The 14,655-nt window shown below is 60.9% G+C and carries 10 protein-coding genes and 1 tRNA gene; 5 read left to right on the top strand and 6 right to left on the bottom strand.

Translation table 11 applies throughout. The features are described 5' to 3' along the window. Positions 1 to 12 precede the first annotated feature (12 nt). The 4 genes from HQ912_RS02055 to HQ912_RS02040 all read left to right on the top strand — a co-directional run bounded on the left by HQ912_RS02055 (position 13) and on the right by HQ912_RS02040 (position 6,550). On the top strand, positions 13 to 447 hold the full coding sequence (locus tag HQ912_RS02055) for a DcrB-related protein (RefSeq protein ID WP_047226763.1): 435 nt from the start codon (positions 13 to 15) through the stop codon (positions 445 to 447). Positions 448 to 459: 12 nt separating this feature from the next. Further along, positions 460 to 4,905: an RHS repeat-associated core domain-containing protein gene (locus tag HQ912_RS02050; RefSeq protein WP_047226762.1), complete on the top strand. Its 4,446-nt coding sequence runs from the start codon at positions 460 to 462 to the stop codon at positions 4,903 to 4,905. A 1-nt stretch (position 4,906) separates the two neighbouring features. Beyond that, positions 4,907 to 5,185 (top strand): hypothetical protein, encoded by a 279-nt coding sequence (locus HQ912_RS02045; RefSeq protein WP_047226761.1) that lies wholly within the window; start codon positions 4,907 to 4,909, stop codon positions 5,183 to 5,185. A gap of 375 nt (positions 5,186 to 5,560) precedes the next feature. Continuing rightward, positions 5,561 to 6,550: a GGDEF domain-containing protein gene (locus HQ912_RS02040; protein WP_047226760.1), complete on the top strand. Its 990-nt coding sequence runs from the start codon at positions 5,561 to 5,563 to the stop codon at positions 6,548 to 6,550. A 151-nt stretch (positions 6,551 to 6,701) separates the two neighbouring features. Here the strand turns inward: HQ912_RS02040 and HQ912_RS02035 are convergent, their stop codons facing one another. The 3 genes from HQ912_RS02035 to gabD form a co-directional block, all read right to left on the bottom strand. Continuing rightward, positions 6,702 to 7,913: an HDOD domain-containing protein gene (locus tag HQ912_RS02035; RefSeq protein ID WP_107323123.1), complete on the bottom strand. Its 1,212-nt coding sequence runs from the start codon at positions 7,911 to 7,913 to the stop codon at positions 6,702 to 6,704. Between the two features lie 148 nt (positions 7,914 to 8,061). Further along, positions 8,062 to 9,342 (bottom strand): 4-aminobutyrate--2-oxoglutarate transaminase, encoded by a 1,281-nt coding sequence (gene gabT, locus HQ912_RS02030; protein WP_047226758.1) that lies wholly within the window; start codon positions 9,340 to 9,342, stop codon positions 8,062 to 8,064. 175 nt (positions 9,343 to 9,517) lie between these two features. Beyond that, positions 9,518 to 10,960 carry an NADP-dependent succinate-semialdehyde dehydrogenase gene (gabD, locus tag HQ912_RS02025; RefSeq protein ID WP_139048765.1) on the bottom strand — a complete coding sequence of 481 codons (1,443 nt, stop codon included), beginning with the start codon at positions 10,958 to 10,960 and terminating at the stop codon, positions 9,518 to 9,520. Between the two features lie 349 nt (positions 10,961 to 11,309). Here gabD and HQ912_RS02020 point away from each other — a divergent pair. Beyond that, a tRNA-Arg gene (locus tag HQ912_RS02020) sits at positions 11,310 to 11,386 on the top strand. Between the two features lie 62 nt (positions 11,387 to 11,448). On the opposite strand, the gene HQ912_RS02015 is transcribed toward HQ912_RS02020, so the two are convergent. The 3 genes from HQ912_RS02015 to HQ912_RS02005 form a co-directional block, all read right to left on the bottom strand. Beyond that, on the bottom strand, positions 11,449 to 12,069 hold the full coding sequence (locus HQ912_RS02015) for a hypothetical protein (RefSeq protein ID WP_173406403.1): 621 nt from the start codon (positions 12,067 to 12,069) through the stop codon (positions 11,449 to 11,451). Beyond that, a complete protein-coding gene (locus HQ912_RS02010; protein WP_047226755.1) occupies positions 12,066 to 12,638 on the bottom strand; it encodes an RNA polymerase sigma factor in 573 nt (190 codons plus the stop codon). The genes HQ912_RS02015 and HQ912_RS02010 overlap by 4 nt, the downstream gene beginning before the upstream one ends. Before the next feature lie 169 nt (positions 12,639 to 12,807). Continuing rightward, positions 12,808 to 14,469: a vWA domain-containing protein gene (locus HQ912_RS02005; protein WP_173406402.1), complete on the bottom strand. Its 1,662-nt coding sequence runs from the start codon at positions 14,467 to 14,469 to the stop codon at positions 12,808 to 12,810. Between the last annotated feature and the right edge of the window lie 186 nt (positions 14,470 to 14,655).

The raw sequence follows: 14,655 nt of genomic DNA, 5'->3' as shown, positions 1-14,655 counted from the left end.
GATTTATGCGCCATGACTTACCGCATCAATGAATTCCAGTTCCAGCTGCCGCCCAGCGAGTTGCTGGATGCAACGATCAACATCCTCAAGTTCCCTGAACTGGGCACCTCCTTGATCGTCAGCCGCAGCTTGCTGGCCGACGGCGAAACCCTGCAGAGCAACCTCGACGAGCAGCTCAAACGCCTGGAAAAACAGGTCCAGGACCTGCGCGCTCAACCGGGCGTCGCCGTGCGCCTGGGCGCCAATCAGGAAGTCGAAGGCATCGAGCTGCGCAGCCAGTTCAACAAGGGCAACGAAAAGGTCTTCCAGTTTCAGCTCGCCCTGGTACTGCCCGGCACGCGCAAGATGCTTGCCTTGAGCTACGTCAAAGCCGAGAAGCTCGGTGATGCTGAAGCAGCGCATTGGGCGACGATCAAGGGCTCGTTGTTGTTTGACGTTCCGGCTTGATGAGCGAACTGCATGTCTGACGCTCTCTGGGCCGCCCGGCTGGGCGATGCGCTGGACCACACCTCAATGATGGCTGACATTCTTGGAGGCGTGCTGGAGGTAGCAGCCAACATTGCGATTACCGCCCTAGCGACGGCTGCGGTGGTGGCGGCTACGGGCATCACAGTCGCCACAGGCGGGTTAGGTTGCTTCCTGCTCGGCGCCGTGGTGGGCGCCGTCGTTGGCCTTGCCATGAGCAAGACCGGGGCCGACGAAGGGCTGAGCAATATCTGCGAAGGCATTGGCAACGCGCTGTTCCCGCCCACGGTGCAAGCGAACATCCTCACCGGCTCAACCAACACCCTGACCAACAACATCCCAGCCGCTCGCGCCGCTGGGGCGATTCAATCCCATGTCGCACCAGCAGGCACCGAGCTTGAGGCACCTGAGCCGCAAGCCGAGCCCAGCTATCTGGACATGGCCGAGAACTTTTTCTCGCAGATGTGGCGCCCCACTGTTGCAACACCCGCGCCCGGCGCCGTACCCAAGCCGCTGGATATGATCGCGTGCATGAAACATCCGCCGATGCCGCCGCAGCTTTTGGCCGAAGGGTCGGACAAAGTCACCATCAACGGCCAGCCAGCAGTGCGCAGCGGCGACCGCAGCACCTGCGATGCCAAGGTCGTGTCATCCGGGCTGATTTCACCCGATGTCACCATTGGCGGCGGCTCGGTGGTGGTGCGCGAGATTCGCAGCGGCAAGACTCCGGGCGTCGGTCTGGCAGTCACCGCGCTGCTGATGCTCAAGGGCGGCAAAGGCAAGTTCCTGAGTAACCTGCCGTGCATGCTGGTGGGCGGCGCGGCGTCGATGGCGGTCAGCAGCGCGATGGGCGCCGCGGCCAACGCTACTATGGGTTCGTCGAACCCGGTGCATGCCGCCACCGGGGCCAAAGTTCTGGGCGATGTCGAGGAGATGGACTTCGTCCTGCCCGGCATCTTGCCAATCGACTGGCAACGCTTCTACAACAGCCGCGACGAGCGCCGCGAAGGTATGTTCGGTGCGGGCTGGAGCGTGGCCTACGAGGTGCGCGTCGAGATCCTGCCTCACCCCGAGGGCGGTGAAACGCTGGTCTACACCGATGAACAGGGCCGGCGCATCGACATGGGTTCCATCCCTCTGGGCGGCGCCGTGTTCAGTCCTGGTGAAGGGCTCAGCGTACGACGGCATGCCAATGGCCAATTGCTGATCGACAGCTCAGACGGCCTGTACCGGCTGTTCGAACCCACCCCGGGCCATGCATCGCTGCTGCGCCTGAGTCAGCTGGGCGACCGCAATGACAACCGCATCTACCTCGACTACGACGACACAGGTCGGTTGGTACAGCTGCGAGACACCTTTGACCTGACCAGCATCGCGCTGGCGTACCACAAACGCTGGCAGCAACGGGTCAGCCGGATAGACCGGCTTTACGCCGATCAACGCCGTGAAGTGCTGATGCACTACGATTACGACGCCCGGGGTGATCTGACCGAGGTCCGTCAATCCAACGGTTACGTGAAACGCCGCTACGCCTACGATGCCGGACGGCGCATGGTAGAGCACCAACTGCCCACCGGGCTGCGCTGCTTTTACGAATGGGCCTTAATCGAAAAGCGAGAATGGCGGGTTGTTCGCCACTGGACCGACGCGGGCGACACTTACGCCTTTGACTACGACCTGGCTGCCGGGACTACGCGCATCACCGACGGTTTGAATCGCATCAGCACCCGTCGCTGGGATAGGCGGTATCAGATCACCGAAGCCACCGATGCCCTGGACCGTACCTGGGTCTTCCAGTGGAACGACGAAAGCCAGTTGGTGGCGGCAACGGCCCCCAACGGCGGACAACATCAATTCAGTTATGACGAGGCGGGTAACCTTTGCCAGACGTCTGACCCACTCGGACGCAGCGAGTCAACACTGTGGCTCGAACACTGGGCGCTGCCCCTGACCGAAACCGATGCCGCGGGCAATACCTGGCAGTACCGCTATGACTCGCGTGGCAACCGCATTCGCGAAACCGATCCGTTGGGCAACGTCACCCGCTATCGCCATGACGCCCACGGTCAGGTGGTGGAAGTTGTCGACGCCATCGGCAAACGCAAAACCATGCGTTGGACGCCCCTTGGCCAGCTCAGCGAGCACACTGATTGTTCCGGCTACACCACACGGTTCAGTTATTGCGAGCGCGGGACGTTGCTCAGCAGCACCGACGCACTGGGGGAACGGACGCTTTTCAGCTATGACGACCAAGGCAGGCTGCTGACCAAGCAATTACCAGACGGACGTACTGAGCAATATCAGCGCGATGCGAGCGGCCAGTTGATCGGCTACAGCGACCCCGCCGGGCACACTACGCATTTCCAGCACACCCTCAATGGGCAACTGCGCGTGCGTACCGACGCGCATGGTCGACGGGTAGAGCTGAGCTACGACAACTACGGCCGCCTGCTGGCGCTGACCAACGAAAACGGTGAATGCTACCGGTTTGCCTGGGACGCTGGCGACCGTTTGACCGCCCAGCACAGCCTGGACGGCAGCCTCAAACGCTACGCCTACGACCCACTGGACAACGTCACCCGCATGGAAGTGCTCGCGGTTGCGGACAGCACCGACCTGGACCTCGCGCCGCAAGCATCGATCACCCATGAGCTGGAGCGCGACGCAATGGGTCGGCTGGTGGCCAAAGTCACTACAGACGGGCGCACCGAGTACCGCTATGACGCGCTCGATCAGGTCAACGCCATCACCTTCACCGCGCTTACCGGTGAGCAGCAAAGCATCGGCTTGAACTACGACGCTCTTGGGCAACTGATCGCCGAGCAAGGCTGGGCCGGACGCCTGGAGCATCGCTACGATGAGCTGGGCAATCTGACCCAGACGCGGCTCCCCGATGGTCGCTGGCTAAACCGACTGCATTACGGCAGCGGCCACCTGCACCAGATCAACCTTGACGGCCAGGTCATCAGCGACTTCGAACGCGACCGCCTGCACCGTGAAGTGCTGCGCACCCAAGGGCACCTCAGCACCCGCAGCGAATACGACCGCAGCGGTCGCCTGCGCGCACGCCAACGTCGGCAACAGGGCCAGTCCGCGCTGTTACCACCGGCGGCGCAATCACTGTTTGGCTATGACAGCAGTGATCAACTGGTAGAACGCTTCGACAGCCAGCCTGACGCCCCTCATCGCCATCTGCTGCACTACGACGCCACCGGACGCATTCTCGCCAGCCAGGACAACCTCCAGGGCCAGCGTGAAGGCTTCGCCTATGATCCGGCCGCCAACTTGCTCGATAGCCTGGGCACCGGACGGGTCGCTCATAACCGTTTGCTGACCTATCAGGACAAGCGCTACCGCTATGACGGCTTCGGCCGCATGGTAGAAAAGCGCAGCGCCCGGCGGGGTGTCCAGCGCATGCGCTACGACGCCGAACAGCGTTTGGTGGAGGTGAGTAACGATAATGGCTCGGTCGTGAAAATGACCTACGACCCGCTGGGCCGGCGCATCGAAAAAGCCGAATACGACCGCCATGCCACCCTGCTTAGCCGCACCCGCTTCACCTGGGATGCACTGCAACTGTTGCAGGAACACCGCGACAACCAAACCAGCCTGTACATCTACGCCGACGACAGCCACGAACCGTTGGCAAGGGTCGACGGCCTGGGTGACCACCAGAAAATCCGTTACTACCACAACGACTCCAACGGCCTGCCCGAACAACTCTCGGAAGCCGACGGACACACTCTTTGGCGGGCCCGTTACCAGGTGTGGGGCAACACCGTAGAAGAGCTACGCGAACCGTATTACATCGAAGAGCAGAACCTGCGTTTCCAGGGCCAATACCTGGACCGGGAAACCGGGCTGCACTACAACACCTTGCGCTTCTACGACCCGGACATCGGTCGCTTTACCACACCGGACCCCATCGGTTTGGCCGGTGGGCTGAACCTCTACCAGTACGCGCCAAACCCGGTGAGCTGGATCGACCCCTCGGGTCTGATGAAGTGCTCGACGCCACCTAAGGGCCGCAAGGTCAACCGGACGGTTTATCGCTTTGAAGAGCCAGGACGGATCAGCACAACCTGGACGGCGCACAAGTGGAACGTTGCCTCCAGACATCGTTACACCGCCCCCGGACTGGGTGGTGTCTATGGCGCCAACTCACGCAAGACCGCCATGGGCGAGGTCAACCACTGGGGTGTGGACCTTTCCACCCGGGTGTTGGTAAGCAAGAAAGTGCAACTCAACAACGTTCTGGATCTGACCCGGGCTGATGTGCGTAAACAACTGGGGGTTTCGCTAAAGAGCATTACCGGCAACAAATACACCCAGACTCATCAAATAGGCGCCTGGGCCAAGGCCAATGGTTATGATGGGATCCTGGCACCGTCGGCGCGAAACCCGACCGGCAGCAACTTGATTTCCTTTGCAGGTTTTTAAAATGGGACTGGAAGACGAATACGTCGGCGATGCCGATTGGCAAACTTTCGTGCGGTTGTACGAAGAGGACTACCTCGACGACAACGCCCGCACGCTGGCCAAGGCCATGGATGACAACCTCGACATGGCAGTGGTGCTCTACGGAAAAAGGGGGCTCAAGGAAGGGTTCTGGTGGCTGGAACAGACCGTGCCCGCCCTGGGTAACAAACGCCCGGCCGATTGTCTCAAGACCCCGAAACTGATCAAGCGTCTGAGAATGGCCTTGATGAGCATGCCCTGATACGCCAGTAGCGTGTTGGAGAACGTCACCCCGCGATGGCCTCTACCCCCTAAGAATTTCGCCGGAAAGCCCTCATGCTTTGGCCTACGAGAGACGCCATGAGCCTGAAACAAGAGTTCGTTGCCTTCACGGCAACCCGGCAGCAACAAACCTGCGCCGTGGTCTTGATCGCAGGTGGCGCATCCAGGTGAACGAAAGATCAGGATCAAAAGATCGCAGCCTTCGGCAACTCCGACACTGCACCCCGCCCTTCGTCGCCTGAAAAGGAACTTCGCCCCGAATCCCTTATCTCAAAGAGCACTTCGCCATACTGGCGGGCTTTGGAGCAAGCGCGTGCCAATCCACAGCAGTGCACGTTCTTTGAGATTTGTGCCGATGGTCGACAAGAACCTACAGGATTCGTCCCAACCTCACTGGCCCGAAGCGGCCCAGACGCTCATGGCGCTGATGCACGCCCAGGGCGAAGTCGCGCGCCTGAGCGAGCGTGAGCAGCTATTCAGCTCATTGCTGGTCAGCGTCAACGCGGTGCTCTGGGCGTTCAACTGGGAAACCCGACAGGTCCTGTATGTCAGCCCCGCCTATGAACGAATCTTCGGTCGGCCGGCAGGTCTGGTGCTGGCTGATTTCAATGAATGGCGCGACGCAATCTACCCCGACGACCTCGAATACGCGGAGCGCAGCCTGGCCGAAGTGCTGGTCAAAGGTGCCGTGGAGGATCGTGAGTACCGCATCATCGCTGCCAATGGCCAGATCCGCTGGCTGAGCGACAAATGCTTCATCAACCGTAAGGCTGAGTCGGGGCAACCGGTGATCGTGGTGGGCATTGCCGAAGACATCACTGAAAAGAAGCTGCTGGAAAGCGAACTGCAACGACTGGCAACCACCGACGTGCTGACCCAGAGCAGCAATCGCCGCCACTTCTTCGAATGCGCTCACCGTGAATTCGAGCAGGCACGACTGCAGGGCACACCCATGGCGTTCCTGTTGCTGGACATCGATGATTTCAAAGTGATCAACGACACCTACGGTCATCAGGAAGGCGATAACGTGCTGCAGAAAATCGCCGAAAGCGGACGTTCCGTTCTCAGACGCGGTGATCTGTTTGGACGAATCGGTGGTGAAGAATTCGCCGCGGTGTTCCCTGGCTGTGCCCCGGACATGGCACTGCAAGTCGCCGAGCGTCTGCAGCGCGAGATTCAGCGCCTGGCTTTCCGCAGCGGGGAGAAAGGCTTCGGCATCACCGTCAGCCAAGGCTTGACCAGCCTTACCGCCGAAGATCAGAGCCTCGACACCCTGTTCTCCCGCGCCGATGCGGCCATGTACGAAGCCAAGCGCCAGGGGAAAAATCGCATCATTGCGGCTTGAGCAATCTCGTCGCCAAGGCGTCAGCAAAACTCCAGTCATACCCCCTGTGGGAGCGAGCCTGCTCGCGATGGCGGACTGACAGCCAGCGCATCGGTGAATGGCACACCCCTCATCGCGAGCAGGCTCGCTCCCACAGGGTTGGTCAGCGGCCTTACTTGCGGCGCAATCGCATCAACTCCGGCAATCCGATCTTCAGCAAACGCGCCGTGCGCCCACGGGCCAGCTCTTCCAGCCCTTCATGCTCGGTCAGATGGGCCATTTGCGCCGCCATGTTCATCACCAGTGCCTCGCGGGAGTAAACCCCGCCGCCCAGGCCATAGGCCGCCGCAATCAACTCCCGCAGCTCCAGCGGCAGACGCCAGCGGGTGCGCAGCGCGGAACCGAAGCTGGCACCGAACTGATCGAGCAAATTGCCCACCTCCTCCGATTCGTCGAGCTCGCCGCCGGCCTGCGTCCATTCCTCCAGGCATCGCAACAACGCCAAGTCCCCCAAGCGATGCAACAACCCGGCGCAATAGCAGCGCTCCTGCTCCAGATCCAGCAGCCGCGCCAGCATCCGGGCGTACTCACCGGTGTGCAGCGACAACTCCCAGTAACGCTCGGCATAGTCTGCCAGGCACGGGACACTGAGTCGGGCACAGCGCTTGAGGGTCAGCCCCAGAATCAGGTTCATGCTCTGCCCGGTACCAAGCTGATGCAGCGACTGCGCGACCGTCTGCACCAGGCCGCCGCCCTGATGCTGCGCAGCGCTGTTGGCCGCAGCAATCAGCACGGCGGTAATTTGCGGGTCGGTGCGGATTTCTTCTTCCAGCAGTTTCAGGTCCAGACCGCCGGGGTTGAGGCTGCGCTTGACTGCCACTTGCACATCGGTCATCAGCGGCGCGCCTTCGGAAGAATCACGTCGACGCTCCAGAAAGGTTGTCAGGGTCTGCTCCGGGGCTGACACGGCGGTGGAGCAATCCTCTGCGCTGCTCAACAGTAGCCCCTGCAAACGCTGGGTCAGGTCTTCCCGGTTCAAGGGTTTGGTCAGGTAGGCCGCAGGCGCCAGCGGCAAGACCTCACGTACGCTGGCGCTGTCGTTGCGCCGGCTCATGAGAATGAACGGCAACACCGGTTTTCGATGCTGCTGGCGAAGGCCCCGCAGGATGCTCAGGCCATCGACGCCCGGCAATTCCCAATCGGCGATCACCAGGTCATAGGCGTTGTGCGCAAGCAGATACAGAGCCTGCTGGCCCTCGCCGCACGTATCCACCCGGGCATCGCAGCGTATGCCCGATAGCACCTGCTCAAGCAGCTCCCGAGACACCGGATCGGCCTCGGCGATCAACACACGGGGTACAGCGGGTAAATCCACGGCAGTCATGCAGCATCGCTCCCTCGCAATACTTGCACCTTAGCCAATGGTGGCCGTTGCAGACAGCTCCACCCCTGGGAATATGTTCCCGAATATGAAAAAACCCGCTGCGAAGCGGGTTTTTTGTGGGTCAGCGCACAGCTCAGGGCTCGTAAAATCAGAGCTCGGAGAAGCACTCTTCGATAATTGCCAAGCCTTTGTCCAATTGCTCGTCTGGCGAGGTAAGCGGTACCAGCACCCGCAGGACGTTGCCGTAGGTGCCGCAGGACAGCAGGATCAAGCCCTTGTCGCGGGCCTTGGCCACAACCTGAGCCACGGCCGCCGCGTTCGGCTTGTGGGTATCGCCATTTTCGAACAACTCCACGGCGATCATCGCACCCAGGGCACGGACTTCGCCGATGACCGGGTATTTCTTCTGGATGGCCTTGAGGCCAGTCACCAGACGCTCGCCCACCGCCTTGCAGCGATCCAGCAAGTGCTCTTCCTCAAACACCTCCATCACCGCCAGCGCAGCAGCGCAGGCAATCGGGCTGCCGGCGTAGGTGCCACCCAGGCCACCAGGGGCAATAGCGTCCATGTACTCGGCCTTCCCGCAGACACCGGCCAACGGGAAACCGCCGGCGATGGATTTAGCGAAAGTCGTCAGGTCGGCGGCAACACCCATTTGCTCCATGGCGAAGAAGGTGCCAGTACGACCGGCGCCGGTCTGTACTTCGTCAGCGATCAGCAGAATGCCGTGCTGATCACAGAGGGCGCGCAGGCGCTTCATGAATTCCTTGGGCGCCACGTAGAAACCACCCTCGCCCTGTACTGGCTCGATGATGATTGCCGCGATGTCACGTGGTTCGGCGTCGTTCTTGAAAATACGCTCGATGCTGGCAATGGAGTCGTCGATGCTCACGCCGTGCAGTTCGTTCGGGTACAGCGCGCGGAAGATGCCGCCGGGCATCAAGCCCATGCCGGCCGAATACGGCACGACTTTACCGGTCAGGCCCAGGGTCATCATGGTGCGGCCGTGGTAGGCACCGGTGAAGGCAATTACACCGGCGCGACCCGTGGCGGCGCGAGCGATTTTTACCGCGTTCTCCACCGCTTCGGAACCGGTGGTCACCAGCAGGGTTTTCTTGGCGAAATCACCCGGCACCTTCGCGTTGATTTTTTCGCACAGCTCCACATACGGCTCGTAAGCCAGCACCTGGAAGCAAGTGTGGGTCAGCTTGTTCAGCTGTTCGGTCACGGCGGCGATGATTTTCGGATGTACGTGGCCGGTGTTCAGCACCGCGATACCGCCCGCGAAGTCGATGAATTCACGGCCTTCAACGTCGGTTACCGTGGCATTCTTCGCCGATTCGGCGAAGATCGGGTGAATCTGGCCAACACCGCGTGGTACAGCGGCTTCGCGGCGTTTCATCAGGGAAGCGTTGGTCTTGTTGCTCATTGAATATGTCCTCATTCGCCGCTCATCGGTCGGCGTGGGTCAAGGCGTACATGGACGGGAGGCAACTGCGACAGCATGCGATGATCGACTGTCACAGCGTTCCGGCCACAAGAAACAGAACGGGTGAAACGCGCAAAGGGACAGCGCTCTCGTGCCCTTTGCGCTTGCAGCAGAATCAGATACCGAGGCAGAGGTATTTGATTTCCAGGTAATCCTCGATGCCGTATTTGGAGCCTTCACGGCCCAGGCCGGAGGCCTTGATGCCGCCGAACGGCGCGACTTCGTTGGAAATCAACCCGGTGTTGACGCCAACCATGCCGTATTCCAGGGCTTCGGCCACGCGGAACACACGGCCCAGGTCGCGGGCATAGAAGTACGAGGCCAGGCCGAACTCGGTGTCGTTGGACATCGCGATCACTTCGGCTTCGTCTTTGAAGCGGAACAGCGGCGCCAACGGGCCGAAGGTTTCTTCCTTCGCCACGGCGGCACTCGAGGGTACGTTGGTCAGGATAGTCGGCTCGAAGAAGTTGCCTTCCATGGCCTTGCCACCAGCCAGCACGGTCGCGCCTTTGCTGACCGCATCAGCGATGTGCTCTTGCACCTTGGCAACCGCTTTCTCGTCGATCAACGGACCGGTGGTGGTGCCGTCTTCCAGACCATTGCCGATCTTGAGCTTGGCGACTGCCACTTTGAGTTTTTCAGCGAAGGCGTCGTACACCGAATCCTGGATGTACAGACGGTTGGCGCAGACGCAGGTCTGACCGTTGTTGCGGTATTTGGAAATGATTGCGCCTTCGACGGCCTTATCCAGGTCCGCGTCGTCGAACACGATGAACGGCGCGTTGCCGCCCAGTTCCAGGGAGACTTTCTTGATGTCCTTGGCACATTCGGCCATCAACTGACGACCGATTTCGGTCGAGCCGGTGAACGACAGCTTGCGCACGATCGGGTTGCTGGTCAGCTCGCCGCCGATGTCGCCGGCACTGCCGGTAACCACGCTCAGCACGCCCTGCGGGATGCCGGCACGGTGGGCCAGTTCAACCAGCGCCAGCGCCGAGAACGGGGTTTGCGAAGCCGGCTTGATGACCATGGTGCAGCCCGCGGCCAGAGCCGGGCCGGCCTTGCGGGTGATCATCGCAGCCGGGAAATTCCATGGGGTAATGGCAGCAGTCACACCGATTGGCTGCTTGATCACGATCAGGCGCTTGTCGGGCTGGTGGCCAGGAATCACATCACCGTAGATGCGCTTGGCTTCTTCGGCGAACCATTCGATAAACGAGGCGGCGTAAACAATTTCGCCCTTGGCTTCGGCAAGCGGCTTGCCTTGTTCCATCGTCATCAGGCGGCCGAGGTCGTCCTGGTTTTCGATCAGCAATTCGTACCAGCGGCGCAGCTTGTTGGCGCGCTCTTTGGCGGTGAGGGCGCGCCAGGCCGGCAACGCCTTGTCGGCGGCTTCAATCGCCCGCCGGGTTTCGGCAGCGCCCATCTTCGGCACCGTGCCCAGCACTTCACCCGTTGCCGGGTTGGTAACCTTGATCGTCTGACCATTGTCCGCGTCGACCCAAGCGCCATCGATAAAGGCTTGCTGGCGGAACAACTGGGTGTCTTTAAGCTGCATGTCGGCTTTCCTTAACAGCACCGCGCGCGCGCGGAGCGAATTAGATTTGTAGAAAGGCGCCTCAGGGGCTGCCGTCAGGGAAATCATCCACCGGGCTGAAGCACAGAAATAACGCACATAAGCACAGACGTGCGGTTCAGCACCCAGACAAGAGCGTTTGAAATCTCAAACGAATCCTAGGGCCGATGGGGGGGAAGGACAATAGGCTGTTCGAAAAAAAGAACAAAAAACCTGAATTTGCCTGCTTTTTCTGATCAGCGTAGCCCATACCCACCTATGCTTATGAAAACACCGGCAAATCAGCAGCATGGACGCCCGCATTGCATATGAGTATCATGGCGCCCGCGTCGCACCAGTAGCTCAGCTGGATAGAGTACTGCCCTCCGAAGGCAGGGGTCGTGGGTTCGAATCCCGCCTGGTGCACCATCTGCAGAATCAAAAGCCCCAGGTCTTGCGACCTGGGGCTTTTTTGTGGACGCTGATTTCACTCAACGCTTGCGCAACGCCTCCAACCGCGCCGGCAAGTCCTCCTCGGGAAAGCGCTGATGCAGCGCCAGCAGCTTTTCATCAGCAGCCTTGTCCTCACCCGCCTCGCGCAAGCGCAGGATTTCCAGCAGTTCCTGCTCCAGCGACAGCCGTGCAGCGGGCACGCGTTTGCTCATTTTCGCCGCAGGCTTTTCCGCCAAGGCGTGGTCAGCGCTTGCCGGGGCTTGAGCGATTTCGCCCTGGGGTGCTGCCATGCGGGCTATCGGCGCGGGAGCGGACATGGCGGGCGGCGGTGCGGCGGCGACTGCGGACTCCTGTCGATTGGCGGAAAACTCCATCGGAGCTGGCGCGGACAGGTCGCTCTGAGGTACTGGCGAGCGAACCACCAGACCGATCATCAACGCGACCCCGGCAACCGTGGCGAATGCCATCTGCCAGCGCGGCCATTGGCAGGCCTGTAGCCAGCGTTTCCACAGACTGGGCGTAGGCGTCGGGGCTTCGCGACGGGCGGCAGCCAGGATGAAAGCGTCCAGGGACACGGGCGGTTCGCCGCTGGTGTGTTGGCGAAAATGCTCGATCAGCATTTCGTCGTCGGGGTCCGGGGTGTGTTTGGAATCAATCATGCGGGTACCTCCTCGGCCAGCAGTCGATGCAATTTCTGCTGGGCGTAACGCAAGCGGCTTTTTACCGTTTCCAGCGGGGCGCCGGTCAGGGCGGCGATCTGCGGCAGCTCCAGGTCGCCGTGTAGTCGCAGCAGGAAGACTTCCCTCTGGTCTTCGGGCAAGGCTTGCAACGCGGCGTCCAGGCGGGCCTGATCGCGACTCAGGCTCAACTGCTGTTCGGGGTTGCTGGTGTCGTCGGGCTGGACATGAACCTGTTCGTCGTAACTGTCGTGCAGCGGGTTGCGGACACCGTGTTTGCGCCAGTGATCAATCAAGCGGTTGCGGGCAATCTGGAACAACCATGTACGAAAACTCGCCCGTCCTTGTGGCTGGGTAGTGCTGCGGATCAGGCTGAGCCAAGTGTCCTGGAAGACTTCCTCGGCCAGTTCGGCTTTGTTGCTCAAGGACACCAGAAAACGATATAGCCCCTGTCGATGGCGGGCGTACAGGACTTCAAAACACGCCCCGTCGCCATCGCGGTAGCGGGCCAGCAGCGATTCGTCGCTGGGACAATCATGCGGAGCGGGCATGTTGGTGACGAACTCCTTTGCGGTTAACACAGTTCTGGCAGGCGACAAGAGAGTACCGTGGGAGCGAGCCTGCTCGCGATTGCGTCGGATCAGTCAATAATGATCGTGATCGATCCACCGCTATCGCGAACAGGCTCGCTCCCACATTTGATCCTCGTCGTGGTCAGGATCAGCGCTCAAGGCTCTGCGCGAGTTCCACTAACTGGACAAATTCGGCACGCAGCCCAAACGGATCATCGCCCCGGGCGGAACGGGCCAATTGCGCGGTGTCCTTCAAGCTCATCGTCCCAGTGTAGCGGCCATCCCCCTTGAGCTGTTGGGCGAAGGCGGCCACAGCGGCCGAGAAGCGCAAGTCATCGCTGGCCTTGTCATTTTTTTGCGTGCTGCCGACAGGATGCTCGATCAATCGGCTGCTCCCACCTTCAACGGGCTTGTAGCGCACGCGCAGCATCGCCAACTCCCCTGCCTTGCCCTCCAGCTTGGGTGTGCTCGCATAACGCAACGGTTCCAACCAGCCCTGCTCGCCTTTCGGAACAATTTCATACAAGGCGGTCACCGTGTGTCCGGCGCCTATTTCGCCCGCATCAACCTTGTCGTTGTTGAAATCCTCACGCTTGAGCGCGCGGTTCTCATACCCCAACAGCCGATACTCACTGACCTGAGCGGGGTTGAACTCCACCTGCAACTTCACATCCCGCGCCACCACCGCCAGGGTGGAGCTGAGCTGGTCGACCAATACCTTGCGCGCTTCAAGCAAGTTGTCGATGTAGGCGTAGTTGCCGTCACCGGCATCGGCCAATTGCTCCATCAGATGCTCATTGTAGTTATCCACACCGAAGCCCAGCGTGGTCAGGGATACACCGCTTTTACGCCGGTCCACCGCCATTTGCTTGAGGCTGTCGAAGTCACTGACGCCGACATTGAAGTCGCCATCGGTGGCCAGCAGGATGCGATTGATGCCTTTGTCGATAAAGCTTTCCTGAGCCATCTGATAGGCCAGCTCGATCCCCGACGCACCTGCGGTGGAACCGCCGGCGTCCAACTGATCGATTGCGTTGCGGATCTTGACCTTGTCGCGGCCCGAGGTCGGCTTGAGCACCACCCGGGATTCGCCGGCGTACACCACCAGAGACACCCGGTCCTGCTCGCGCAATTGCTCCACCAACAACTTCAGGGTGCTCTTGACTAGCGGCAGGCCCTCGCGTCGGTCCATGGAGCCGGAAACATCCACCAAAAACACCAGGTTGGCCGGCGCCAGGTCCGCCACGGCGCGATCGCTCGCCTTGATGCCGATACGCAACAGGCGCGTGTGAGGGTTCCATGGCGACGGGGCCACTTCAGTGGTCACGCCGAAGGGAGAACCGTCGGTGGGCAAGGCATAGTCGTAAGGGAAATAGTTGACCATTTCCTCCAGTCGCACGGCGCCTTCGGGCGGCAGGCTACCTTGATTGAGGAAACGTCGCACATTGGCGTAGCTGCCGGTATCGACATCGACGCTGAAGGTCGAGACCGGCGTTTGGGCAACGCTATGAATGGGGTTGTCCGGCAATTTTTCATACTGCTCGCGGGGCTCGGCGCGGTAATCCCCCGCGACAGCATCGGTCCTCACCCTTGGCGAGGGCATCGAAGCCGGAGCGGCCATACGCTTGACCAGAGGCTCGCGCACGTTAGCAACTTCGCTTTGCCGTACCGGGGCGGGGGACGCAGACGGCGGTTCGGCCGGCTTGGCAGCCTCCCGGGACGAAGACAACCCACAGCCGGCCAATGCCACCAGCAAGGTCACGGCGAAGCCCTGGGCAGCAGGACGTAGGAATGAAGGAGGACAGGACATGGGTTGAACCTCGTGAATGAATGATCCGTTCACAGGGTCAGACGCGAGGCACTTGTGGTTCGGGTTAACGACCACGAGATTTTTAATATGCGAGCATGCCTAACGGGACGGAATGGCCCGAAGGTCGTCGGCGATAAAGCCGCTCAAGTGGCCGGTGTAGAAGCCTTCGACATCCGAGTTACCTCT

Origin of the sequence: Pseudomonas sp. MPDS (genome assembly GCF_013283895.1) — a bacterium.
Taxonomy (GTDB): domain Bacteria; phylum Pseudomonadota; class Gammaproteobacteria; order Pseudomonadales; family Pseudomonadaceae; genus Aquipseudomonas; species Aquipseudomonas rhizophila.
Note: the sequence above shows the minus strand (reverse complement) of the source record. Positions and strands in the feature narration are given on the sequence as shown.

Coding starts and splice junctions, on each gene's coding strand:
- HQ912_RS02010 (WP_047226755.1), bottom strand. CDS start 12,638: ATGCCCGCTCCGCATGATTGTCCCAGCGACGAATCGCTGCTGGCCCGC.
- HQ912_RS02050 (WP_047226762.1), top strand. CDS start 460: ATGTCTGACGCTCTCTGGGCCGCCCGGCTGGGCGATGCGCTGGACCAC.
- HQ912_RS02035 (WP_107323123.1), bottom strand. CDS start 7,913: ATGACTGCCGTGGATTTACCCGCTGTACCCCGTGTGTTGATCGCCGAG.
- HQ912_RS02005 (WP_173406402.1), bottom strand. CDS start 14,469: ATGTCCTGTCCTCCTTCATTCCTACGTCCTGCTGCCCAGGGCTTCGCC.
- HQ912_RS02040 (WP_047226760.1), top strand. CDS start 5,561: ATGGTCGACAAGAACCTACAGGATTCGTCCCAACCTCACTGGCCCGAA.
- HQ912_RS02055 (WP_047226763.1), top strand. CDS start 13: ATGACTTACCGCATCAATGAATTCCAGTTCCAGCTGCCGCCCAGCGAG.
- HQ912_RS02045 (WP_047226761.1), top strand. CDS start 4,907: ATGGGACTGGAAGACGAATACGTCGGCGATGCCGATTGGCAAACTTTC.
- gabT (WP_047226758.1), bottom strand. CDS start 9,342: ATGAGCAACAAGACCAACGCTTCCCTGATGAAACGCCGCGAAGCCGCT.
- gabD (WP_139048765.1), bottom strand. CDS start 10,960: ATGCAGCTTAAAGACACCCAGTTGTTCCGCCAGCAAGCCTTTATCGAT.
- HQ912_RS02015 (WP_173406403.1), bottom strand. CDS start 12,069: ATGATTGATTCCAAACACACCCCGGACCCCGACGACGAAATGCTGATC.